This window comes from Variovorax sp. Varisp53 (assembly GCF_059491555.1).
In genome coordinates this window covers 5,417,940-5,436,751 of record NZ_CP168512.1, presented here as the reverse complement: position 1 = coordinate 5,436,751, position 18,812 = coordinate 5,417,940, and the positions used below count along the sequence as shown (strand labels likewise).

The window sequence follows — 18,812 nt, the reverse complement described above, 5'->3', positions numbered from 1 at the left end:
GCGCCCCCTCAGCCGGGTGTCAACGCGAGGGTTACCTGCTACGGCTTTGCAGGTCGCCGTGCATCGTGCATTTGCACGATGCGCCGTGCAGAACGTCCTCCCACACTGCAGAGAACAAAGGTTCGCTTTTCGGTCGGACCTTGGCACTCGACACAACCTGGAGGAAAAAGACCATGTCCATTCGATTCACCAGAGCGGCCGTTCCTTCGGCCTGCGCAGGCCTTCTGCTGGCGTTGTCCGCCTGTGGCGGCGGGGGCGGCGGCTTGCCGCCGTTCGGCCCCGGCGGCGCCAACCCGCCATCGTCGCCATCGTCGCCATCGTCGCCATCGCCAGTCGCCGTATCAGGCAAGGTGATGGTGCAAGGCCCGGTCACCGGAGCGCTGGTCTGCGTGGACCGCAACCGCAGCGGAACCTGCGACGACAGCGAGCCTGCGGCGGCCAAGACCGGCGACGACGGCGCCTACAGCATCGGCTACACGCCGGCCGACGAAGCCGAGGCGGCCGAGCTCGCCGCCGCGCCGCTGCTCGCGCAGGTGGACGGCAGCAATCCCTCGCTGCCGACCTTCTCCAAGGCCTTCACCATGAGCGCGCCTGCCGGACACCGCGCGCAGGTCAATCCGCTGACCTCGCTGCTGCAGGCCGGTGTGGCGGCGGGCCTGTCGCTCGAGCGGGCCGAGGCGCTGGTGCTGCAGCAGCTGGGGCTGCCGGAAGCAGCCCAGTTGTACGACTACCAGGGCGTGACCGTGACCGATCCGGCCCGCTTTGAAGACAACGCCTTCACCGCCGCGCTGATCACGGCCGACGCGCTGCACAGTGGGGTGACATTGCGCGTGGTCGATCCGGCCACCATCACGCCGGTGGCCTCGGATCAGCTGGCGCGGCTGGATTTCGCGCGTGCCGACCACTACATCGCGCGAACCTATCCGACCGACGGGGTGCCCGATCCGGCCACCGGCAAGGTGAAGCTCACCGACCGGCGCGAAGGTTTGACCAACGGCGCGCCGACCACCCACGACACGCTCTACGGCCTCATGCAGCTGGGCGCCAACGGCTGGGTGCGCTGCGACGAGAACGCGGCGTTCACTACCACCCTCGGCACGCCGAGCCGCAGCGACTATTGCGCGGGCACCACGCGCACCTTCGGCCACACCGCAGTCACCGACATCTCCGGCCGCAAGATGGCCGAGGTGGTGGCCGAGATGCAGGCGGCCGACGGCAACAGCATCTTCGGCGTCGTTCCGTCGGTGGCTTTCGCCAACCCTGACGCCACCTTCCCGGCCGGATCGCAGCTGCGCCACCGCCGGGGGGTGGACCTGACGCAACCCCTTTCGATCAATCTCGCCAACCCCAACGAGAAGACCGGCTTCACCTCGCTGGAGGCGTTGATGGCGGCCTTCCCGGCCGCCGGCGTCAGCCTGCCCGCCGGCACGGGCACCACCAGCATGGGGGTGCTGGACCAACAGCAGACGCGCATCCTGCGCGTGGCGTTCACCGGTGTCGGCACGGTGCAGTACTACGCCTGCAACTTCCATCCGGCCACCAGCACCTACGACACCTGCGCCGCCACCGAGACTGGCACGGTGGAGGTCCGCACCGAGGGCGGTGTGCGCGTGCTGGTCTTCAACGGCGGCCATCCGCCGACCGCCGTGGGGTCGCTGCGCACCTTCGGCGAGTACGGCGGTGCGGTCTATGTGGTGCGCGGAACCAAGTCCGACGCCCGATACAACGTCAACACCGCCCGCCGCCTCAATGGCGTGGCGTGGGAGGCGATGAAGCCCCAGCTGGGCATCGGGAGCGCCGCATGACGCGCAGCTTGTGGCGTGCCGCGGCCTGCGCCGGCGCGCTGGCGACCGCAATGGCCACCGGACCTGCCGCCGCGCAGGCGGGCGAAGGCCTGGAGGGCGAATGGAAGGGGCGCATCACGATCAAGAGCGGCCGCCAGTTCGATGCGGACCTGCAGTTGCAGGCCACAGGCGGAATCTGGCGAACCATCCTGCAGAGCACTAGCGACCCCTGCATCGGCATCCCGACGCCGATGCAGTGGCGGCGCCTGGACAGCGGCGCCTACGAGCTGCACTTCCAGTCGAGCAAGGCGCTTACAGGGTGCCGTGACAACGTCATCACCTTCCAGCGCATCGATGCGACCACGCTCAAGGGCCGTTCCGACGCCGGCGTGGAGATCGTGCTGACGCGCCGCTGAGCGGCGGCTGGTCCGTGCCGCGCGCCGCCGCGTAGCGCTGCAGTGTCTTCTCGCGCGCCTCGGCGTGATCTACCACCGGCTTGGGGTAGGTTTCGCCGAGCGTGATGCCCGCCGCCTCCAGCTCCACCGGCGATGCCAGCCACGGCGCATGGATCGCCGCATTCGACAGCCCCGCGAGCTGCGGCAGGTAGCGCCGGATGAACTTGCCGTCGGGGTCGAAGCGCTCGCTCTGCGTCACCGGGTTGAAGATGCGGAAGTAGGGTTGCGCGTCGCAGCCGCTGGAGCTGGCCCACTGCCAGCCGCCATTGTTCGAGGCCAGCTCGAAGTCGTTCAGGTGCAGCGCGAAGTAGGCCTCGCCGCGCCGCCAGTCCAGCCCCAGGTCCTTGCACAGGAAGCTGGCCACTACCATGCGCAGGCGGTTGTGCATGTAACCGCTCTGGTTGATTTGCAACATGGCGGCGTCCACCAGCGGATAGCCGGTGCGGCCCTCGCACCAGGCGTCGAACAGCTGGTCGGCGTGCTTGCCGTGGTGCCACTGGATCCGGTCGTACTCGGGCCGGAAGCTCTTCGACTCGCCGCCCGTGTGCACGTGCGGAAAGTGCGCCAGGATCTGGAAGTAGAACTCGCGCCAGATCAGCTCGCTCAGCCAGACCGCCGCCCCGGCATTGCCCTGCAGCGAGAGCTGGTGCGCCAGGCTCGCCAGCTGCCGGATCGACACCGTGCCGAAGCGCAGGTGCACGCCCATGTAGCTGGGCCCGCGCACCGCCGGGAAGTTGCGCGCCTCGGCGTAGCGGTCGATACGCTCGAAGAAGTCCTCGAACAGCAGGCCCGCGCCGCGCGTGCCGGTGGGAATCTCCAGCGCCGAGAGGTTGCTTTTCTTGAAGCCAATCTCCCGCAGCGCGGGCACTGGCTCTCCGTAGGCCTGAGGCGAGGGCGCCAGCGCGTCGGCGTGGCTGCGCACCGGGTACGGCTTGAGGAAGAACGAATCGACCTTCGCCAGCCAGGCCCGCTTGTAGGGCGTGAACACCGTGTAGGGCTGGCCGGTCTGGGTCAGGACCTCGTCGCTGTCGAAGACGGTCGAGTCCTTGTAGGTGTGGAAGGCCACGCCGGCATTGGCCAGCGCCCCGAACACCCTGGCGTCGCGCTCCAGCGCGTCGGGCTCGTCGTCGCGGTTGGCGAACACCGCCTGCACGCCGAGCTCGCGGGCCAGCGCCGGAATCTCCTGCACCGCCGCGGCATGCCGCACGACCAGCCCGCCGCCCAGTGCGCGCAGCTCGGCTTCGAGCTCCACCAGCGATTCCCGGATGAATTCCACCCGGCGGTCGACCGAGGGCAGGGCGTCGAGGATGGCCTTGTCGAACACGAAGGCGCAGACCACCTGGCGGCAGGCCCGCAGCGCCCGATACAGGGCCGCGTTGTCGTCCACCCGGAGGTCGCGGCGGAACCACATGAGCCCTTTGGGATAGGTCTTGTCGACGGCCAGTAAAATCGGGGGCATATGGCCGCCGATTCTGCCCCGATGAACCTCACGCATCACTTTCTGATAGCGATGCCCGGGATGGAAGACAAAACTTTCAACCGCAGCGTCGTGTACCTCTGCGAACACAGCGAGCGCGGAGCGCTCGGCCTCGTGATCAACAAACCCAGCGACATCAACCTCAAGGTGCTGTTCGAGAAAATCGAGCTCCACCTGGCCCGCCCCGAACTGGGCGAGGCCCCCGTCTTCCAGGGCGGCCCGGTGCAGACCGAACGCGGCTTCGTGCTGCACGAGCCGGTCTTCACGCAGGCCGAGAAGCCCGAGGAATCGGTCTACGCCTCGACCATGACCATTCCCGGCGGGCTCGAGATGACCACCTCCAAGGACGTGCTGGAGGCCCTGGCCACCGGCGCCGGTCCGCGCAAGGTGCTGGTCTCGCTGGGCTATTCGGCCTGGGGCGAAGGCCAGCTTGAGTCCGAACTGGCCGAGAACAGCTGGCTCACCGTGGGCGCCGACCCGGCCGTGATCTTCGACACCCCGGTCGAGCAGCGCTACGACAAGGCGCTGATGCTGCTCGGTCTGGAGGCCTGGAAGCTTTCCCCGGACGCGGGTCACGCATGATGAACCTGGCTCGCCCCCAGGCTGCGCGCACTTCGTGTCGCTTCGCCAACCCCCTACCGGGGGCGGGCCGGCCGCTTCGGGCGGCCGTGCGCGGCGGCCCCCTGTGAGCGGACCGGCGATGTCTGACAGCGCTCGGCCCCCAGCACCTGCCGTTGTCCCCGCCAATTTCCAGAGCTTCCTGGGCTTCGACTTCGGCGCCAAGCGCACCGGCGTGGCCAGCGGCAATCGGCTGCTGCGCACCGCCAGCCCGCAGGCCACCATCAAGGCCGAGGGCGCCGATGCCCGCTTCGCGCAGGTCGAGGCGCGCATCAAGGAATGGCAGCCCGACGCGCTGGTGGTCGGCGTGCCGTACCACCGCGACGGCGCCCCGCACGAGAACACCCGCCGCGCGCAGAAGTTCGCGCGCCAGCTGCGCGGGCGTTTCAATCTGCAGGTGTTCGAGGTCGACGAGCGCTACAGCACCACCGAGGCGCTGGCCTCCGGTGCGCGCGATGCCGATGCCGCCTCCGCCTGCATCATCCTGGAGCAATTCTTGAGGAGTCTCCCGGAATGAAGCTCTCCCCCAGGCTTCGCGCACTTCGTGTCGCTTCGCCAACCCCCTCGCCGGGGGCAACACCGGTGGCCCGGCAAAGCCGGTTCCACGGTGTTCCCCGAACTTTCCATTCCCCTTGCCTTGCCGTGGAGCAATCATCGTGAGTCCTGTCGTTCCTGACGCCGAGGCGTTGTATCTCGATCTGCTGGCCGGCGTGAAGCCGCTGATGCGCCCCGAAACGAAGCTGGTGGGCGTCACTTCCGGCGGCGCCTGGCTGGTCGAGCGGCTGCAGAAGGACCTGGGCCTGCCCGGTGCGCCCGGCATCATCTCGTCGGCCATGCACCGCGACGACTTCGCGCGCCGCGGGCTCTCGGCCAGCGCGCAGACCGCGCTGCCCTTCGACGTGAACGGCGCCGACGTGCTGCTGCTCGACGACGTGCTCTACACCGGTCGCACCATCCGCGCGGTGCTCAACGAGCTGTTCGATTTCGGCCGTCCAGCCAGCGTGCGGCTCGCGGTCCTGGTGGATCGCGGCGGGCGCGAGCTGCCGGTGGCGGCCGACTTCGCCGCCACCACGCTGACCCTGCCGAATACGCAACTGCTCGCCCTTGCACGCGCCGAAGATGGCGCCTTCAGCCTCAAGGTGGAGGAAAACCGCTGATGCTCTACAAGCGAAACCCCCAGCTCAACAAGAACGGCGAGCTGATCCACCTGCTGTCGATCGAGGGCCTGCCCAAGGACATCGTCACGCACATCCTCGACACGGCCGCCAACTTCACCAGCGTGAGCGATCGCGAGGTGAAGAAGGTGCCGCTGCTGCGCGGCAAGAGCGTGTTCAACCTGTTCTTCGAGAACAGCACGCGCACCCGCACCACCTTCGAGATCGCGGCCAAGCGCCTCTCCGCGGACGTCATCAACCTCGACATTGCGCGCTCCTCGGCCACCAAGGGCGAGTCGCTGCTCGACACCATCGCCAACCTGAGCGCCATGGCCGCCGACCTGTTCGTGGTGCGCCACAGCGAGTCGGGCGCGCCGTACCTGATCGCGCAGCACGTCGCGCCGCATGTGCACGTGGTGAACGCCGGCGACGGCCGCCATGCGCACCCGACGCAGGGGCTGCTCGACATGTACACGATCCGCCACTACAAGAAGGACTTCGCGAACCTCACGGTCGCGATCGTCGGCGACGTGCTGCACTCGCGCGTGGCGCGCTCCGACATCCATGCGCTCACCACGCTCGGCTGCGCCGAAGTGCGCGTGGTCGGCCCCAAGACGCTGGTGCCCGGCGACATGGCCGGCATGGGCGTGCGCGTGTGCCACACGCTCGAGGAAGGCATCAAGGACTGCGACGTCGTCATCATGCTGCGCCTGCAGAACGAGCGCATGAGCGGCGCGCTGCTGCCCTCGTCGCAGGAGTTCTTCAAGACCTTCGGCCTCACGCAGGAAAAGCTGCAGCTGGCCAAGCCCGACGCCATCGTGATGCACCCGGGTCCCATCAACCGCGGCGTGGAGATCGACTCCGCCGTGGTCGACGGCAAGCAGAGCGTGATTCTGCCGCAGGTCACCTTCGGCATCGCGGTCCGAATGGCCGTCATGAGCATCGTTGCAGGTAACGAAGCATAGACATGTTGCTCGTCCCCAGTCTTCGCGCACTTCGTGTCGCTTCGCCAACCCCCTACCGGGGGCAACACCGGTGGCCCGGCGAAGCCGGTTCCACGGTGTTTCCCGAAAAGGCCATGACTGTCACCGGAAGTACAGACGCATGAACATCCACATCACCAACGGCCGCGTCGTCGACCCCGCATCGGGCACCGACAAGAAGGCTGACATCGCCATCGCCGACGGCAAGATCGCCGGCATCGGCAGCAGCATTCCGGCCGGCTTCAAGGCCGAGCGCACCATCGACGCCACGGGCTGCATCGTCGCCCCCGGCCTCGTCGACCTCGCCGCGCGCCTGCGCGAGCCCGGCTACGAACACGAGGGCATGCTCGAAAGCGAAATGGCCGCGGCCATCGCCGGCGGCGTTACCAGCCTCGTGTGCCCGCCCGACACCGACCCGGTGCTCGACGAGCCCGGCCTGGTCGAGATGCTCAAGTTCCGCGCCGAGAAGCTGCAGCGCGCGCGCCTGTTCCCGCTCGGTGCGCTCACGCGCGGCCTGGCCGGCGGCGTGCTGACCGAGATGGCCGAACTCACCGAAGCCGGCTGCATCGGCTTCAGCCAGGCCGACGTACCGTTGGCCGACACGCAGGTGCTGCAGCGCGCGCTGTCGTACGCCAGCACCTTCGGCTACACCGTGTGGCTGCGCCCGCAGGACCGCGACCTCGGCAAGGGCGTCGCGGCCAGCGGCCCGTTGGCCACGCGGCTGGGCCTTGCGGGCGTGCCCGTGTCGGCCGAGACCATCGCCATCTTCACCATCGTCGAGCTCATGAAGGCCACCGGCGCGCGCGTGCACCTGTGCCGCATCTCCAGCGCGCGCGGCGTGGCGCTGGTGCGCGAAGCCAAGGCGCAGGGCCTGCCGCTCACCTGCGATGTCAGCATCAACTCGTTGCACCTGGCCGACACCGACATCGGCTACTTCGACAGCCGCGCGCGCCTGAATCCGCCGCTGCGCCAGCAAGGCGACCGCGATGCGCTCTCTGCTGCGCTGGCCGACGGCACCATCGACGCGCTGGTGTCCGACCACACGCCGGTCGAGGCCGACGCCAAGACGCTGCCCTTCGCCGAGAGCGAACCGGGCGCGACGGGCCTCGAACTGCTGCTGCCGCTCGCGTTGCAGTGGGGCGAGCGCAGTGGCGCGGGCACGGCGCGCGCCATCGAGGTCATCACCTCGGCGCCGGCGCGCCTGCTGGCCGCCGCCGACGCGGGCACCGGCATCGGCCGCCTCGTCGAAGGCGGCGTGGCCGACCTGTGCGTGTTCGACCCGGCGCTCGAATGGCAGGTGCAGCCCGACGCGCTCAAGAGCCAAGGCAAGCACACGCCGTTCGCCAGCTACCCCATGCAGGGCCGTGCGCGCCACACGCTGGTGGCAGGCCGCGTCGTCCACGGCTAGAAATGAAGCTCACCCCCAGTCTTCGCGCACTTCGTGTCGCTACGCCAACCCCCTTGCAGGGGGCAACACCAGCGGCCCGGCAGAGCCGGTTCCGCGGTGTTCCGCGACCATGCGTCGACACTGAAGCAAGCAGCTGAGAGGGCGCACGTCTGATGTTTCATTCGCTGAAAGCCTGCTGGCGTCTCCTGCATGCGATTGCGCATGCGCTGGCCGGCTGGTGGACGATCCGCTTCACCTTCCCCGGCCTCTCGCAGCCCGAGCGCAATGCACGCGTGCAGGCCTGGTCGAAGCGCATGCTCGAGATCATGGGCATCACGCTCAAGGTGCAGGGCGCGCCGCCGCCCGAGGGTCCGGTGCTGCTGATCTGCAACCACCTCTCGTGGCTCGACATCACCTGCATCCACGCGGCGCGCCACGTGCGCTTCGTGTCGAAGTCGGACGTCAAGAACTGGCCGCTGATCGGCACGCTGTCGAATGGCTCCGGCACGCTCTACATCGAGCGCGAACGCCGCCGCGATGCGCTGCGCGTGGTGCACCACATGACCGAGGCCCTGTGCAACGGCGACCTGATCGGCGTGTTCCCCGAAGGCACGACCAGCGACGGCCGCGGGCTGCTGCCGTTCCACGCCAACCTGCTGCAGGCGGCCATTTCGTCGGGCGCACCCGTGCTGCCCGCCGCACTGCGTTTTGCCGATGCGGCCACCGGCGAGACCAGCCAGGCCCCGCGCTACATCGACGACGACAGCCTCGCTGCGTCGTTGTGGAACACGCTGCGTGCGCCGCCGCTGCTGGCCATCGTGCGCTTCGGCGAACCGCAGCATCCGCACGGCCGCGAGCGCCGCGCCTGGGCCCAGTCGCTGCATGAAGATGTGCAGCAGCTGCGCCGCGAGACGCACTGACGAGAAAGACAAAAAAAGCGCCCCGCGAGGGAGGCGCTTAACGGCGCACGGATGCGCCGTGAGGAGGAACCGATCCGTTTCTTCTTCGGCTTCGCTTTTCTTCTTGTTTCGTCAAAGAATCCCGAAGATCTTCAGGCCGATGATCACGACCAGGGGCACGCCGCACAGCCAGAGGATGATGCTTTTCATGATCAGGTCTCCTTGAAACAAGCAGGCCTGCAGATTGGCCGCGGCGCAGCCTCACCGGTGCGGGAGAAAGCAAACCATGCGCGTGGGCGGGTGCCTACACGACGAACACCCCGGTCGGATCAGTTAGCGTTCTTCGTAATAGCGGCGGCGCTGTTCGCGCTCCCATTGCCGGCGACGCCATTCACGGCGCTCGGCGCGGCGTTCTTCCCAGCGCGAGTCGGGCTCGTAGTAGACCGGAGGCGGAACCGAGTACGCGGGCTGCTGGTAGCGCACCGGCGGCGGGGCTTGGTAGTAGGTGGGCGGCGGCGTATAGACGGGCGCCGGCTCGTAGTAGACCGGCGGCGGCTCGCTGACGACTGCGCCCGGCACGCCGATGCCGATGGACCAGCTTGTTTCTGCATTGGCTGATGCGGCCATGCCCAAGGTACCTGCGGCGACGACGCCGGCAGCGGCCAGCTTGAGAACAGTTCTGCGAAAAGTCATTGGGGACTCCTGGAGGGCGGGAAAAATAAGCCCTCATGGGTGTCCAACGCGCCGCCCCCCGCTACCGCGCACGTCGCTGCTGTGAAGAACGTTCCCAGATGTGACGAGCCGTCGCGATCGATGCAGCGGTCGTCAGTCCGTAGCCGCTGCGTGCAGGCAGATCGCGCTGCAGCGGGCCGCCGATCGCGCATTTGCCACCGAATCCGGTACCGACTTCGGCACCCACGCGGAAGCGCACGACCCTAGCATGAAGGATCCCGTGTTCAACTTCACCAGACTTTTCATGTCAAACAATCTGCTCGTCAACTTCAACCTCGACCAACTCGGCGAACCGCGCGAATACCGGCCGCCGGCCGAACGCGTCATCGAAGGCGACATCGTGTGCCGCAACTGGGACGTCGACAGCGCCAAGGACGGCAAGGTGCGCGCTGGCGTGTGGGAGTCGACACCCGGTGTGAACCACTCCATCAAGGGTGAGACCTGGGAGTTCTGCCTGATCCTGTCCGGCCTGATCGAGATCACGGAGGAAGGCCAGAGTCCAGTGACTTATGGAGCCGGCGACTGCTTCATCATGAAGCCCGGCTACGTCGGCACCTGGCGCACCATCGAAACGGTGCGCAAGGTGTGGGTCATGGCTTGAGGGGGAGGGAGCCGAGCGTGTGGATTGCGGCAATCTTTGACGCGATACCACCGCCGCCCAGTGCGAACCAACGTGTGCCCGCGCGTAGGCGCACGGCCACGCACTCACCACCCGCCTGACCCGGCACCTCGCGCGCCCGTCGGTCGTGGACATGGATCCAGGGACTGATCGCCTGTTGGCACATGTCGTGCTTGGGCGTTTCTTTCGTCCTTTCGCCATTCCACCCAACGGAGTTCCATGTGAAGCGTGCTGCCCCTGCCCTGTTCCTGAAGCCCCTGGCCGCCTGCGCGGCAATCGCGACCCTGGCCCTGGCCGCCCCCCATGCGATGGCCCAGGAAAAGACGCTGCGCATCGCCATGACGGCAGCCGACATTCCGCGCACGCTGGGCCAGCCCGACCAGGGCTTCGAGGGCAACCGCTTCACCGGCATTCCGATCTACGACTCGCTCACGCAATGGGATCTGTCGAAGGCCGACGCACCGAGCGTGCTGACTCCCGGCCTCGCCATCTCGTGGGCGGTAGACGCCAAGGACAAGACCAAGTGGGTCTTCAAGCTGCGCCCCGGCGTCAAGTTCCACGACGGTTCGACCTTCACCGCCGACGCCGTGGTGTGGAACGTGCAGAAGGTGCTCGACAAGGACGCCCCGCAGTTCGACCCCAGCCAGGTCGGCGTGACGGCTTCGCGCATGCCCACGCTCAAGTCGGCGCGCAAGATCGACGACACGACGGTCGAGCTCACCACCAGCGAGCCCGACGCCTTCCTGCCGATCAACCTCACGAACCTGTTCATGGCTTCGCCCGCGCAATGGCAGAAGAAGTTCGATGCCGCCGCAGGCGCCACGCCCGCAGACAAGGCCAAGGCCGCCTGGACCGCCTTCGCCGCCGACCCCGCCGGCTCGGGCCCGTTCAAGGTCGCGCGCTTCGTGGCACGCGAGCGGCTGGAGCTGGCCGCCAACAAGGCCTACTGGGACGCCAAGCGCCTGCCGAAGATCGACAAGGTCGTGATGCTGCCGATGCCCGAAGCCAATGCGCGCACCGCTGCGCTGCTGGGCGGCCAGGTCGACTGGATCGAGGCGCCCGCGCCCGACGCCATGGCGCAGATCACGCAGCGCGGCTTCAAGATCTATTCGAACGCGCAGCCGCACGTGTGGCCATGGCAACTTTCGTTCGCCGAAGGCTCGCCCTGGCTCGACAAGCGCGTACGCCAGGCCGCCAACCTGTGCATCGACCGCGGCGGCATGAAGCAGCTGCTGGGCGGCATGATGGCCGAGCCCAAAGGCACGGTGCCGCCGGGCCACCCGTGGTTCGGCAAGCCGAGCTTCGACATCCGCTACGACGTGAAGGCCGCGCAGGCCCTCATGACGCAGGCCGGCTACTCCGCGGCCAAACCGATCAAGGTGAAGGTGCAGATATCGGCCTCGGGCTCGGGCCAGATGCAGCCGCTGCCGATGAACGAGTTCGCGCAGCAGTCGCTCAAGCAGTGCTACTTCGACGTGCAGTTCGACGTGATCGAATGGAACACGCTCTTCACCAACTGGCGCAAGGGCGCGAAGGACCCCTCGGCCAATGGCGCCAATGCGGTCAACATCAGCTTCGCAGCGATGGACCCGTTCTTCGCGATGGTGCGCTTCGTGAGCACCAAGGCCTTCCCACCGGTGTCGAACAACTGGGGCTACTACGGCAGCCCCGAGGTCGACAAGCTGGTGGCCGATGCGCGCACCAGCTTCGACGACAAGGTGCGCGACGCCGCGCTCGCAAAGCTGCACACGCACATCGTGGACGACGCACCGTTCGTGTGGATCGCGCACGACGTGGGGCCGCGCGCACTCTCGTCCAGGATCAAGAACGTGGTGCAGCCGAAAAGCTGGTTCATCGACATCGCCACCATGACGATGGACTGACCCCAGCCACCCATGTTCGCCTACCTCCTGCGCCGCGTGATCTACGCCGTGCCGATCATGATCGGCGTGGCCCTCGTGTGCTTCCTGCTCGTGCACATCGCGCCCGGCGATCCGCTGGTGTCGATCCTGCCGCCCGACGCCTCGGCGGACCTGCAGGCGCAGCTGCGCGAGCTGTACGGCTTCAACCGATCGCTGCCCGAGCAGTTCGCGATGTGGCTGTGGCGCGCGCTGCATGGCGACCTGGGCGTGTCCATCGCGAGCAATCGCGCGGTGGCCGGCGAGGTGTTCACCGCCGTGGGCAACACGCTGCGGCTCGCGGTGGTGGCCACCTTCATCGGCTTCGTGCTGGGTTGCCTCTTCGGCTTCGTGGCGGGCTACTTCCGCGGCTCGTGGGTCGACCGGCTGGCCTCGATGTTCTCGGTGCTGGGCGTGAGCGTGCCGCACTACTGGCTGGGCATGGTGATGGTGATCGTGTTCTCGTCGCAGCTCATGTGGCTGCCGGCCACCGGCGCGGGACCCAGCGGCTCGGACGACTGGGCTTGGGACTGGGCGCACCTGCAGTTCCTGCTGCTGCCGGCGCTCACGATGTCGGTGATTCCCATGGGCATCATCGCGCGCACGGTGCGCGCGCTGGTGGCCGACATCCTCGACCAGGAGTTCATCGTGGGCCTGCGCGCCAAGGGGCTCACGCAGCTCGGCGTGTTCCGCCACATGGTGAAGAACGCGGCGCCCACGGCGCTGGCGGTGATGGGCCTGCAGCTGAGCTATCTGCTCGGCGGCTCGATCCTCATAGAGACCGTGTTCTCGTGGCCGGGCACCGGTTTCCTGCTCAACTCGGCCATCTTCCAGCGCGACCTGCCGCTGCTGCAGGGAACGATCCTCGTGCTGGCGCTGTTCTTCGTGCTGCTGAACCTGCTGGTCGACGTGCTGCAAACCTTGCTCGATCCACGCATCGCGCGTGCCTGAAGAAGAAAGCCGCCAAGCAATGTCCACCGTGCTTCCCATCTCTTCCGCCGTTGCCGTCGAACCCTTGCCGGCCCAGCGCTCTCGCGGCTACTGGGCCTCGGTGTGGCTGCGTCTGCGGCGCGACCCGGTCGCCGTCGGCGCGGCCATCGTCGTGTTGCTGCTGATAGCGCTCGCCGTCTTCGGCCCATGGCTCGCGCCGTCCGACCCGTACCAGTCGTCGATGCTCAAGCGCCTCAAGCCCATAGGCACCGAGGGCCTTCCGCTGGGCAGCGACGAGCTGGGCCGCGACATGCTCTCGCGCCTCATCGTCGGCGCGCGGCTGTCGCTGTTCATCGGCATCACGCCCGTGCTGTGCGCCTTCGTGCTGGGCACGATCATCGGCATCGTCGCCGGTTATGCGGGCGGGCTGACCAACACGCTGATCATGCGCACCATCGATGTGTTCTACGCCTTTCCCTCGGTGCTGCTGGCCATCGCTCTGTCGGGCACGCTGGGTGCGGGGGTCGTCAATTCGTTGATCTCGCTGACCATCGTGTTCATTCCGCAGATCGCGCGCGTGGCCGAGAGCGTCACCACGCAGGTGCGCACTCGCGACTACGTGGAAGCGGCGCGCGCTTCGGGCGCCAGCCCCTTCACCATCGTGCGGGTGCATGTGCTGGGCAATGTGCTCGGGCCGATCTTCGTCTACGCCACCAGCCTGATCGCGGTGTCGATGATCCTGGCCTCGGGCCTGTCGTTCCTGGGCCTGGGCGTGAAGCCGCCGGAACCCGAATGGGGCCTGATGCTCAACACGCTGCGCACTGCGATCTACGTGCAGCCATGGGTCGCTGCGTTGCCGGGCGCGATGATCTTCATCACTTCGATCTCTTTCAACATCCTGTCCGACGGACTGCGCTCGGCGATGGACAACAAGGGGTGAAGCCATGGACGCACTGAAGGACCTCGGCGGTCCCGCCCAACCGCTCCTCACCATCAAGGGCCTGGTCAAGCACTTTCCGCTCAAGAAAGACCCGCTCGGCCGCGGCGGTGGTGTCGTGCGCGCGGTCGACGGCGTGGACTTCGAGGTGCTCAAGGGCGAAACACTCGGCGTGGTCGGCGAGTCGGGCTGCGGCAAGTCGACCACTGCCCGCCTGCTGATGCAGCTGATCGAGCCGACGCGCGGCGAAGTCGTGTTCGACGGCCGTGAAGTCGGCAGCCGGGACTTGCCGCTGAAAGAATTCCGCCGCCAGGTACAGATGGTGTTTCAGGACAGCTACGCCTCGCTCAACCCGCGCCTCACCATCGAAGATTCGATCGCCTTCGGGCCGCAGGTGCACGGAGTGTCGCGGCGCGAATCGGTGGAACGTGCGCGCGACCTGCTCGCCCGTGTGGGCCTGTCGCCGCAGCGCTTTGCCGAGCGCTACCCGCATGAACTCTCGGGTGGCCAGCGGCAGCGCGTGAATATCGCGCGGGCCCTCGCATTGCAGCCGCGCATGGTGATTCTCGACGAGGCCGTCTCCGCGCTCGACAAATCGGTGGAGGCGCAGGTCATCAACCTGCTGCTCGACCTGAAGGCCGAGTTCGGGCTGACCTACGTGTTCATCAGCCACGACCTCAACGTGGTGCGCTACGTGAGCGACCGCGTCATGGTGATGTACCTTGGCCAGGTGGCTGAGATCGGCCCGGCCGATGCGCTGTACGACGCACCCGCTCACCCCTACACGCGTGCGCTGCTTTCGTCCATGCCGTCGATGGACCCGGACCACCGCACCGAAGAAGCCGCGCTCGCGGGCGATCCGCCGAACCCCATCAACCCGCCCTCGGGCTGCCGTTTTCATCCGCGCTGTGCGCTGGCCGCACCGGTGTGCGGCAAGGTCGTTCCCGAGCGCATCGTCACCAGCTCGCGGCACGCGGTGAGCTGCCTGATCCACGAGGCGGGCAGCGGGCATCCGATGGCCACTGAAGCCCGGAGGGAAGCAGCTTGAGCGACAACACCGAACCGATGGTCCGCCTGCGCGACCTCAGCGTCACCTTCAGCGGCGGCCGCAAGCCGGTGCACGCCGTCAGCGGCGTGAGCCTCGAAGTGCAGCGCGGCGAGGTCGTCGCACTGATCGGCGAATCGGGCTCAGGCAAGAGCGTGACCATGCGCACGCTGCTGCGCCTGCACCCCGAGCGCCGCACCCGCATGGGCGGCACGGTGCAGGTGGCCGGGCGCGACGTGCTCGCGATGTCGCAGCGCGAGCTGGCCGACTTCCGCGGCAAGGTCGCGTCGATGATTTTCCAGGAGCCGCTGCTGGCGCTCGACCCGGTGTATTCGGTGGGCGCGCAGATCGTCGAGTCGATCCGCCGGCACGAATCGGTCACGCAGGCCGAGGCGCAACAACGCGCGCTGGCGCTGTTCGAGCGTGTGCGCATTCCGAGCCCCGAACGGCGCCTGCAGGCCTATCCGCACGAGATGTCGGGCGGCATGCGCCAGCGCGCCATGATCGCGCTGGCACTTGCCTGCAAGCCCCAGCTGCTGCTGGCCGACGAGCCCACCACCGCGCTCGACGCCACGGTGCAGATCCAGATCCTGCTGCTGCTGCGCGAGCTGCAACGCGACCTGGGGCTGTCGGTGATCTTCGTCACGCACGACATCGGCGCCGCTGTCGAGGTGGCCGACCGCATCGCCGTGATGTATGCGGGCCGCATCGTCGAGGAAGGCACTGCGCGCGAGCTGATCCGCTCGCCGCGCCATCCGTACACGATTGCACTGCTCAAGAGTCGCGCGCATGGTGCGCTGGCGCGTGGCACGCGGCTGGAAACCATCGGCGGCGCGCCGCCCGACCTGTCCGCGTTGCCGCCCGGCTGTGCCTTTGCCGAACGCTGCGCGCTCGCGAGCGATGCCTGCCGCGCGGCGCAGCCGCCGGTGCTCGAGCTTGCACCCAGTCATCGCGTGCGCTGCATTCATACCGATGCGGCGGCGGCCATCGCGCCGGTGCTCGTCGCCTGACTGACAACCTCCACACGTCCCATCCATCGCCATGCCCCTGCACGACCCCGCCCACGCCTTCGTTCCGTACCCCGATGCGCCAGTGCCGCGCGCTGCGACCGGTCCGCTCGTCGACCTGAGCTTTGCAGCAAAAGACCTGTTCGATGTGGCCGGCTACCCCACGGGCGGCGGCAACCCCATCGTGCTGGCGATGTCGGGCATCAAGACCCGTACCGCGCCCACGGTGCAGAAACTGCTCGATGCCGGTGCGCGCTTCGCCGGCAAGACCGTGACCGACGAACTCGCGTTCTCGATGAACGGCAACAACGCGCACTTCGGCGCACCGGTCAATGGCGGCGCGCCGCTGCGCATCACGGGCGGCTCGTCGTCGGGCTCGGCCTCGGCGGTGTCGTCGAATCTGTGCGACTTCGCGCTCGGCACCGACACCGGCGGCTCGGTGCGTGCGCCGGCCAACCACTGCGGCCTGTACGGCCTGCGTCCGACGCACGGCCGCGTGAGCCTCGAAGGCGCGCTCGACCTGGCGCCGAGCTTCGACACCTGTGGCTGGTTTGCGCGCGACGTCGGCACATTCGCGCGCGTGGCCGATGTGCTGCTGGGTGCCGATGCGGCCGCCTTGCCCGAGCGCGTGCGGCTGCTGCGGCCCGATGACGTGTGGGCGCTGGCCGTGCCCGCCGCGGCCGATGCGCTCCAGGGCGCGGCCGGCCGTGTGCAGGACCTGCTCGGCCCCGCGCAGGGCACGACGGTGGCGCTGGAATCCTTCGACGCGATGTACTGGCACTTCCGCTACCTGCAGTCGCGCGAGGCCTGGCTCACCGACGGACCAATGATCGAGCGCTACGCGCCGCCGCTCGGCCCGGGCGTGGCCGAGCGCTTTGCGTGGTCGCGCGAAGTGACCGACGCGCAGGTGACGACCGCGCGCATTTTCCGTACGGCCTTTCGCGCGCACCTGACCCACCTGCTCGGCACCGACGGCGTGCTGCTCCTGCCGACCATGCCCGACATCGCACCGCTGCGCAGCGACAGCGAGGCTTCGTTGGAGGACTACCGCAACCGCGCGATCCGCATGTTGTGCATTGCGGGCCTGGCGGGCTTTCCGCAGCTGTCGATTCCGCTGGCCACGCGCGAGGGTGCGCCGCTGGGCATTTCGCTGCTCGGGCCGGCCGGGTCGGACCGGTCGCTGGTTGCGCTGGCACAGCGCATCGTGGGCTGAAGCCGGGGCTTCAGAGCCGCACGCTGCCGCTCTGCCGAAGAAGGCAGATGTCGCAATCGATGCCGACCCCTGCGCGTTCGATCACCACGAAGTCGCCCGCATCCACCGCCAGCAGCGCGTGATGCCAGGTGCCGGGCGCAAGCACCACGCCCTGGCGCCCGTCGGTGACGAAGGCCGCGAGTTGCTCCGCTGACGTGGGCGCCTCGCCCGCGCGGGCGACCACGATCACGAAGCGCCTGTCGCCGAGCGGCACGAAGGTCTGGCTGCCGAGCGCGTGGCGCTCCATCTCCGATACCTCGTGCGGAAAGCGCCGCGCCTGCGCGCGGAACAGCGCCAGCATCGGCCGGCCGCCTTCGGCGTCGAGCCGCAGGTCGTCGAGCAGGTCGAAGCGCCGCGCATTGCCGCCGTTGATGGGTCGGCCTTCGACGGCGGGCGCCTCGATCACGATGCCATACGGCGCGAAGGCTTGGGCATTCAACGGCTTCGCCACGAGTGCCACGGCGCCTGTTGGGAGGTCATTGTTCATGTCTCGATTGCAGCAGAAATGTGGCCCACGCAGGTCATGTGCCGGGTGACGAGCGTGCCTGCCAGCAACGCAGAAGCGTTCGAGCGCTTCGACTTGGAACTCATACAAGGGGCCTGCGACGGAAGCGCCGCCGCGCCTTTTCCCAGATGCGCCAAGCAAGGTAGAGGGCCATGACAATTCCTGAGGACCGGCACGGTGCCGACTGCGCCCAACATGGCATTCGGGGAGGCGCCCGGTATCCTCAAAAAGCGATTCCGGCTGAGAGGGACTTTCCTACGATGCCCGGCGGCAGGCGCTTTGTCATGAGCGGTAGCAGGAGCGGCGGGACGTTTGTCTCCGTGGAGAAGGGGCGAATCGCTCATGTGCGCATGTGGTGCAGCTTCTACAGTGACTTGACGGCGAAACGCTCTGTGCCCAGACGGTTGAAAGCGGTGCCGGTTCGTCGACACATTGGAGAAGCGCATGGAATCGCACAGTCTGCCACCAGGAACTTTCTTCATGAACCTGCTGCGTGAAGACGCAGGCATGTCGTCCACGGAGTTCGCCATCGCCGGCGCGCTCGTGGTGTTTATCTGTTTGCTCCTGCTATTGGTTGTGCGGCTCAGCAGCTGGGCGTAAAGCCGTCTTGCTTGCGCCCACGGATTGCAAGGCTTCGATCTAGAGACCATGCCCGCTGTCTTGATGGATTCCGATTTGCCCGAAGGCTGGAGCTGCTCGGTAGAGCTCGAGATTTCTCTTGATGGCGCCTACACCGCACGGGCCGAACTCCGGCACGAAATCACGCGATGCTGCGTGCTGTTGGTTACCCAGCAGCCGACACGTGAAGCCGCACTCGAATGCATGAAGTCGCGTGCCTCTCGCTTCATAGAGGAATGGAATGCAAGATCGCCATAGCATGGTGTTACGCGACGCGGCATCCGAAGGCGGTAGCACGTACCGCTGAAGCGTGGGAACGGGGGGCTTTCGAGAAGGCAGGTGGAGGCAACGGAGTGGCTGTTCGTCCCCCGTCTGTCCCGCCAAACAAAAAAGCCGTTGAAAATCAACGGCTTTCTGGTGCCTTCGACAGGAATCGAACCTGTATCTGAGTCTTAGGAGGACCCCGTTCTATCCATTGAACTACGAAGACGGATGGAGGCGCAGGAAGCTGA

General features: G+C 67.6%; 18 protein-coding genes and 1 tRNA gene. 15 read left to right on the top strand and 4 right to left on the bottom strand.

What is annotated here, in order from left to right; translation table 11 throughout:
- Positions 1–173 precede the first annotated feature (173 nt).
- Both ACEOAB_RS25550 and ACEOAB_RS25545 read left to right on the top strand, forming a co-directional pair.
- Entirely contained in the window at positions 174–1,805 is a 1,632-nt protein-coding gene (locus ACEOAB_RS25550; protein WP_413750598.1) for a hypothetical protein, read from the top strand.
- Positions 1,802–2,200 (top strand): hypothetical protein, encoded by a 399-nt coding sequence (locus ACEOAB_RS25545; RefSeq protein ID WP_413750597.1) that lies wholly within the window; start codon positions 1,802–1,804, stop codon positions 2,198–2,200. Before ACEOAB_RS25550 ends, ACEOAB_RS25545 begins: the two co-directional genes overlap by 4 nt.
- Here the strand turns inward: ACEOAB_RS25545 and ACEOAB_RS25540 are convergent.
- Complete coding sequence (locus ACEOAB_RS25540; RefSeq protein ID WP_413750596.1) at positions 2,151–3,698, bottom strand: cryptochrome/photolyase family protein; 1,548 nt, start codon at positions 3,696–3,698, stop codon at positions 2,151–2,153. The genes ACEOAB_RS25545 and ACEOAB_RS25540 overlap by 50 nt on opposite strands.
- Between ACEOAB_RS25540 and ACEOAB_RS25535 the strand changes: the two genes are divergently transcribed.
- The 6 genes from ACEOAB_RS25535 to ACEOAB_RS25510 all read left to right on the top strand — a co-directional run bounded on the left by ACEOAB_RS25535 (position 3,699) and on the right by ACEOAB_RS25510 (position 8,778).
- A complete protein-coding gene (locus ACEOAB_RS25535) occupies positions 3,699–4,298 on the top strand; it encodes a YqgE/AlgH family protein (RefSeq protein WP_413750595.1) in 600 nt (199 codons plus the stop codon).
- A gap of 118 nt (positions 4,299–4,416) precedes the next feature.
- Positions 4,417–4,851, top strand: coding sequence for a Holliday junction resolvase RuvX (gene ruvX, locus ACEOAB_RS25530; RefSeq protein WP_495653177.1), 435 nt, complete (start codon positions 4,417–4,419; stop codon positions 4,849–4,851).
- Positions 4,852–4,990: 139 nt separating this feature from the next.
- On the top strand, positions 4,991–5,491 hold the full coding sequence (gene pyrR, locus ACEOAB_RS25525) for a bifunctional pyr operon transcriptional regulator/uracil phosphoribosyltransferase PyrR (protein ID WP_413751244.1): 501 nt from the start codon (positions 4,991–4,993) through the stop codon (positions 5,489–5,491).
- Positions 5,491–6,453 carry an aspartate carbamoyltransferase catalytic subunit gene (locus ACEOAB_RS25520; protein ID WP_056595398.1) on the top strand — a complete coding sequence of 321 codons (963 nt, stop codon included), beginning with the start codon at positions 5,491–5,493 and terminating at the stop codon, positions 6,451–6,453. Before pyrR ends, ACEOAB_RS25520 begins: the two co-directional genes overlap by 1 nt.
- 139 nt (positions 6,454–6,592) lie before the next feature.
- On the top strand, positions 6,593–7,879 hold the full coding sequence (locus ACEOAB_RS25515; RefSeq protein WP_495653176.1) for a dihydroorotase: 1,287 nt from the start codon (positions 6,593–6,595) through the stop codon (positions 7,877–7,879).
- A 152-nt stretch (positions 7,880–8,031) separates the two neighbouring features.
- Complete coding sequence (locus ACEOAB_RS25510; protein WP_413750363.1) at positions 8,032–8,778, top strand: lysophospholipid acyltransferase family protein; 747 nt, start codon at positions 8,032–8,034, stop codon at positions 8,776–8,778.
- A 312-nt stretch (positions 8,779–9,090) separates the two neighbouring features.
- On the opposite strand, the gene ACEOAB_RS25505 is transcribed toward ACEOAB_RS25510, so the two are convergent.
- Positions 9,091–9,450, bottom strand: a complete 360-nt coding sequence (locus ACEOAB_RS25505) for a hypothetical protein (protein ID WP_056595394.1) — start codon at positions 9,448–9,450, stop codon at positions 9,091–9,093.
- Between the two features lie 283 nt (positions 9,451–9,733).
- Between ACEOAB_RS25505 and ACEOAB_RS25500 the strand changes: the two genes are divergently transcribed.
- The 7 genes from ACEOAB_RS25500 to ACEOAB_RS25470 all read left to right on the top strand — a co-directional run bounded on the left by ACEOAB_RS25500 (position 9,734) and on the right by ACEOAB_RS25470 (position 17,138).
- Positions 9,734–10,090 carry a cupin domain-containing protein gene (locus tag ACEOAB_RS25500; RefSeq protein WP_413750362.1) on the top strand — a complete coding sequence of 119 codons (357 nt, stop codon included), beginning with the start codon at positions 9,734–9,736 and terminating at the stop codon, positions 10,088–10,090.
- Between the two features lie 239 nt (positions 10,091–10,329).
- Positions 10,330–11,991: an ABC transporter substrate-binding protein gene (locus ACEOAB_RS25495; RefSeq protein WP_413750361.1), complete on the top strand. Its 1,662-nt coding sequence runs from the start codon at positions 10,330–10,332 to the stop codon at positions 11,989–11,991.
- Between the two features lie 12 nt (positions 11,992–12,003).
- On the top strand, positions 12,004–12,957 hold the full coding sequence (locus ACEOAB_RS25490) for an ABC transporter permease (RefSeq protein WP_413750360.1): 954 nt from the start codon (positions 12,004–12,006) through the stop codon (positions 12,955–12,957).
- 19 nt (positions 12,958–12,976) lie between these two features.
- Complete coding sequence (locus tag ACEOAB_RS25485) at positions 12,977–13,876, top strand: ABC transporter permease (protein WP_413750359.1); 900 nt, start codon at positions 12,977–12,979, stop codon at positions 13,874–13,876.
- A gap of 4 nt (positions 13,877–13,880) precedes the next feature.
- Entirely contained in the window at positions 13,881–14,921 is a 1,041-nt protein-coding gene (locus ACEOAB_RS25480; RefSeq protein ID WP_413750358.1) for an ABC transporter ATP-binding protein, read from the top strand.
- A gap of 17 nt (positions 14,922–14,938) precedes the next feature.
- Complete coding sequence (locus ACEOAB_RS25475) at positions 14,939–15,928, top strand: ABC transporter ATP-binding protein (protein ID WP_413750364.1); 990 nt, start codon at positions 14,939–14,941, stop codon at positions 15,926–15,928.
- Positions 15,929–15,959: 31 nt separating this feature from the next.
- Positions 15,960–17,138, top strand: a complete 1,179-nt coding sequence (locus tag ACEOAB_RS25470) for an amidase (protein ID WP_495653175.1) — start codon at positions 15,960–15,962, stop codon at positions 17,136–17,138.
- A 10-nt stretch (positions 17,139–17,148) separates the two neighbouring features.
- Here the strand turns inward: ACEOAB_RS25470 and ACEOAB_RS25465 are convergent, their stop codons facing one another.
- Complete coding sequence (locus ACEOAB_RS25465) at positions 17,149–17,664, bottom strand: ureidoglycolate lyase (RefSeq protein WP_413748949.1); 516 nt, start codon at positions 17,662–17,664, stop codon at positions 17,149–17,151.
- A gap of 1,051 nt (positions 17,665–18,715) precedes the next feature.
- Positions 18,716–18,790, bottom strand: a tRNA-Arg gene (locus ACEOAB_RS25460).
- Positions 18,791–18,812: the final 22 nt, after the last annotated feature.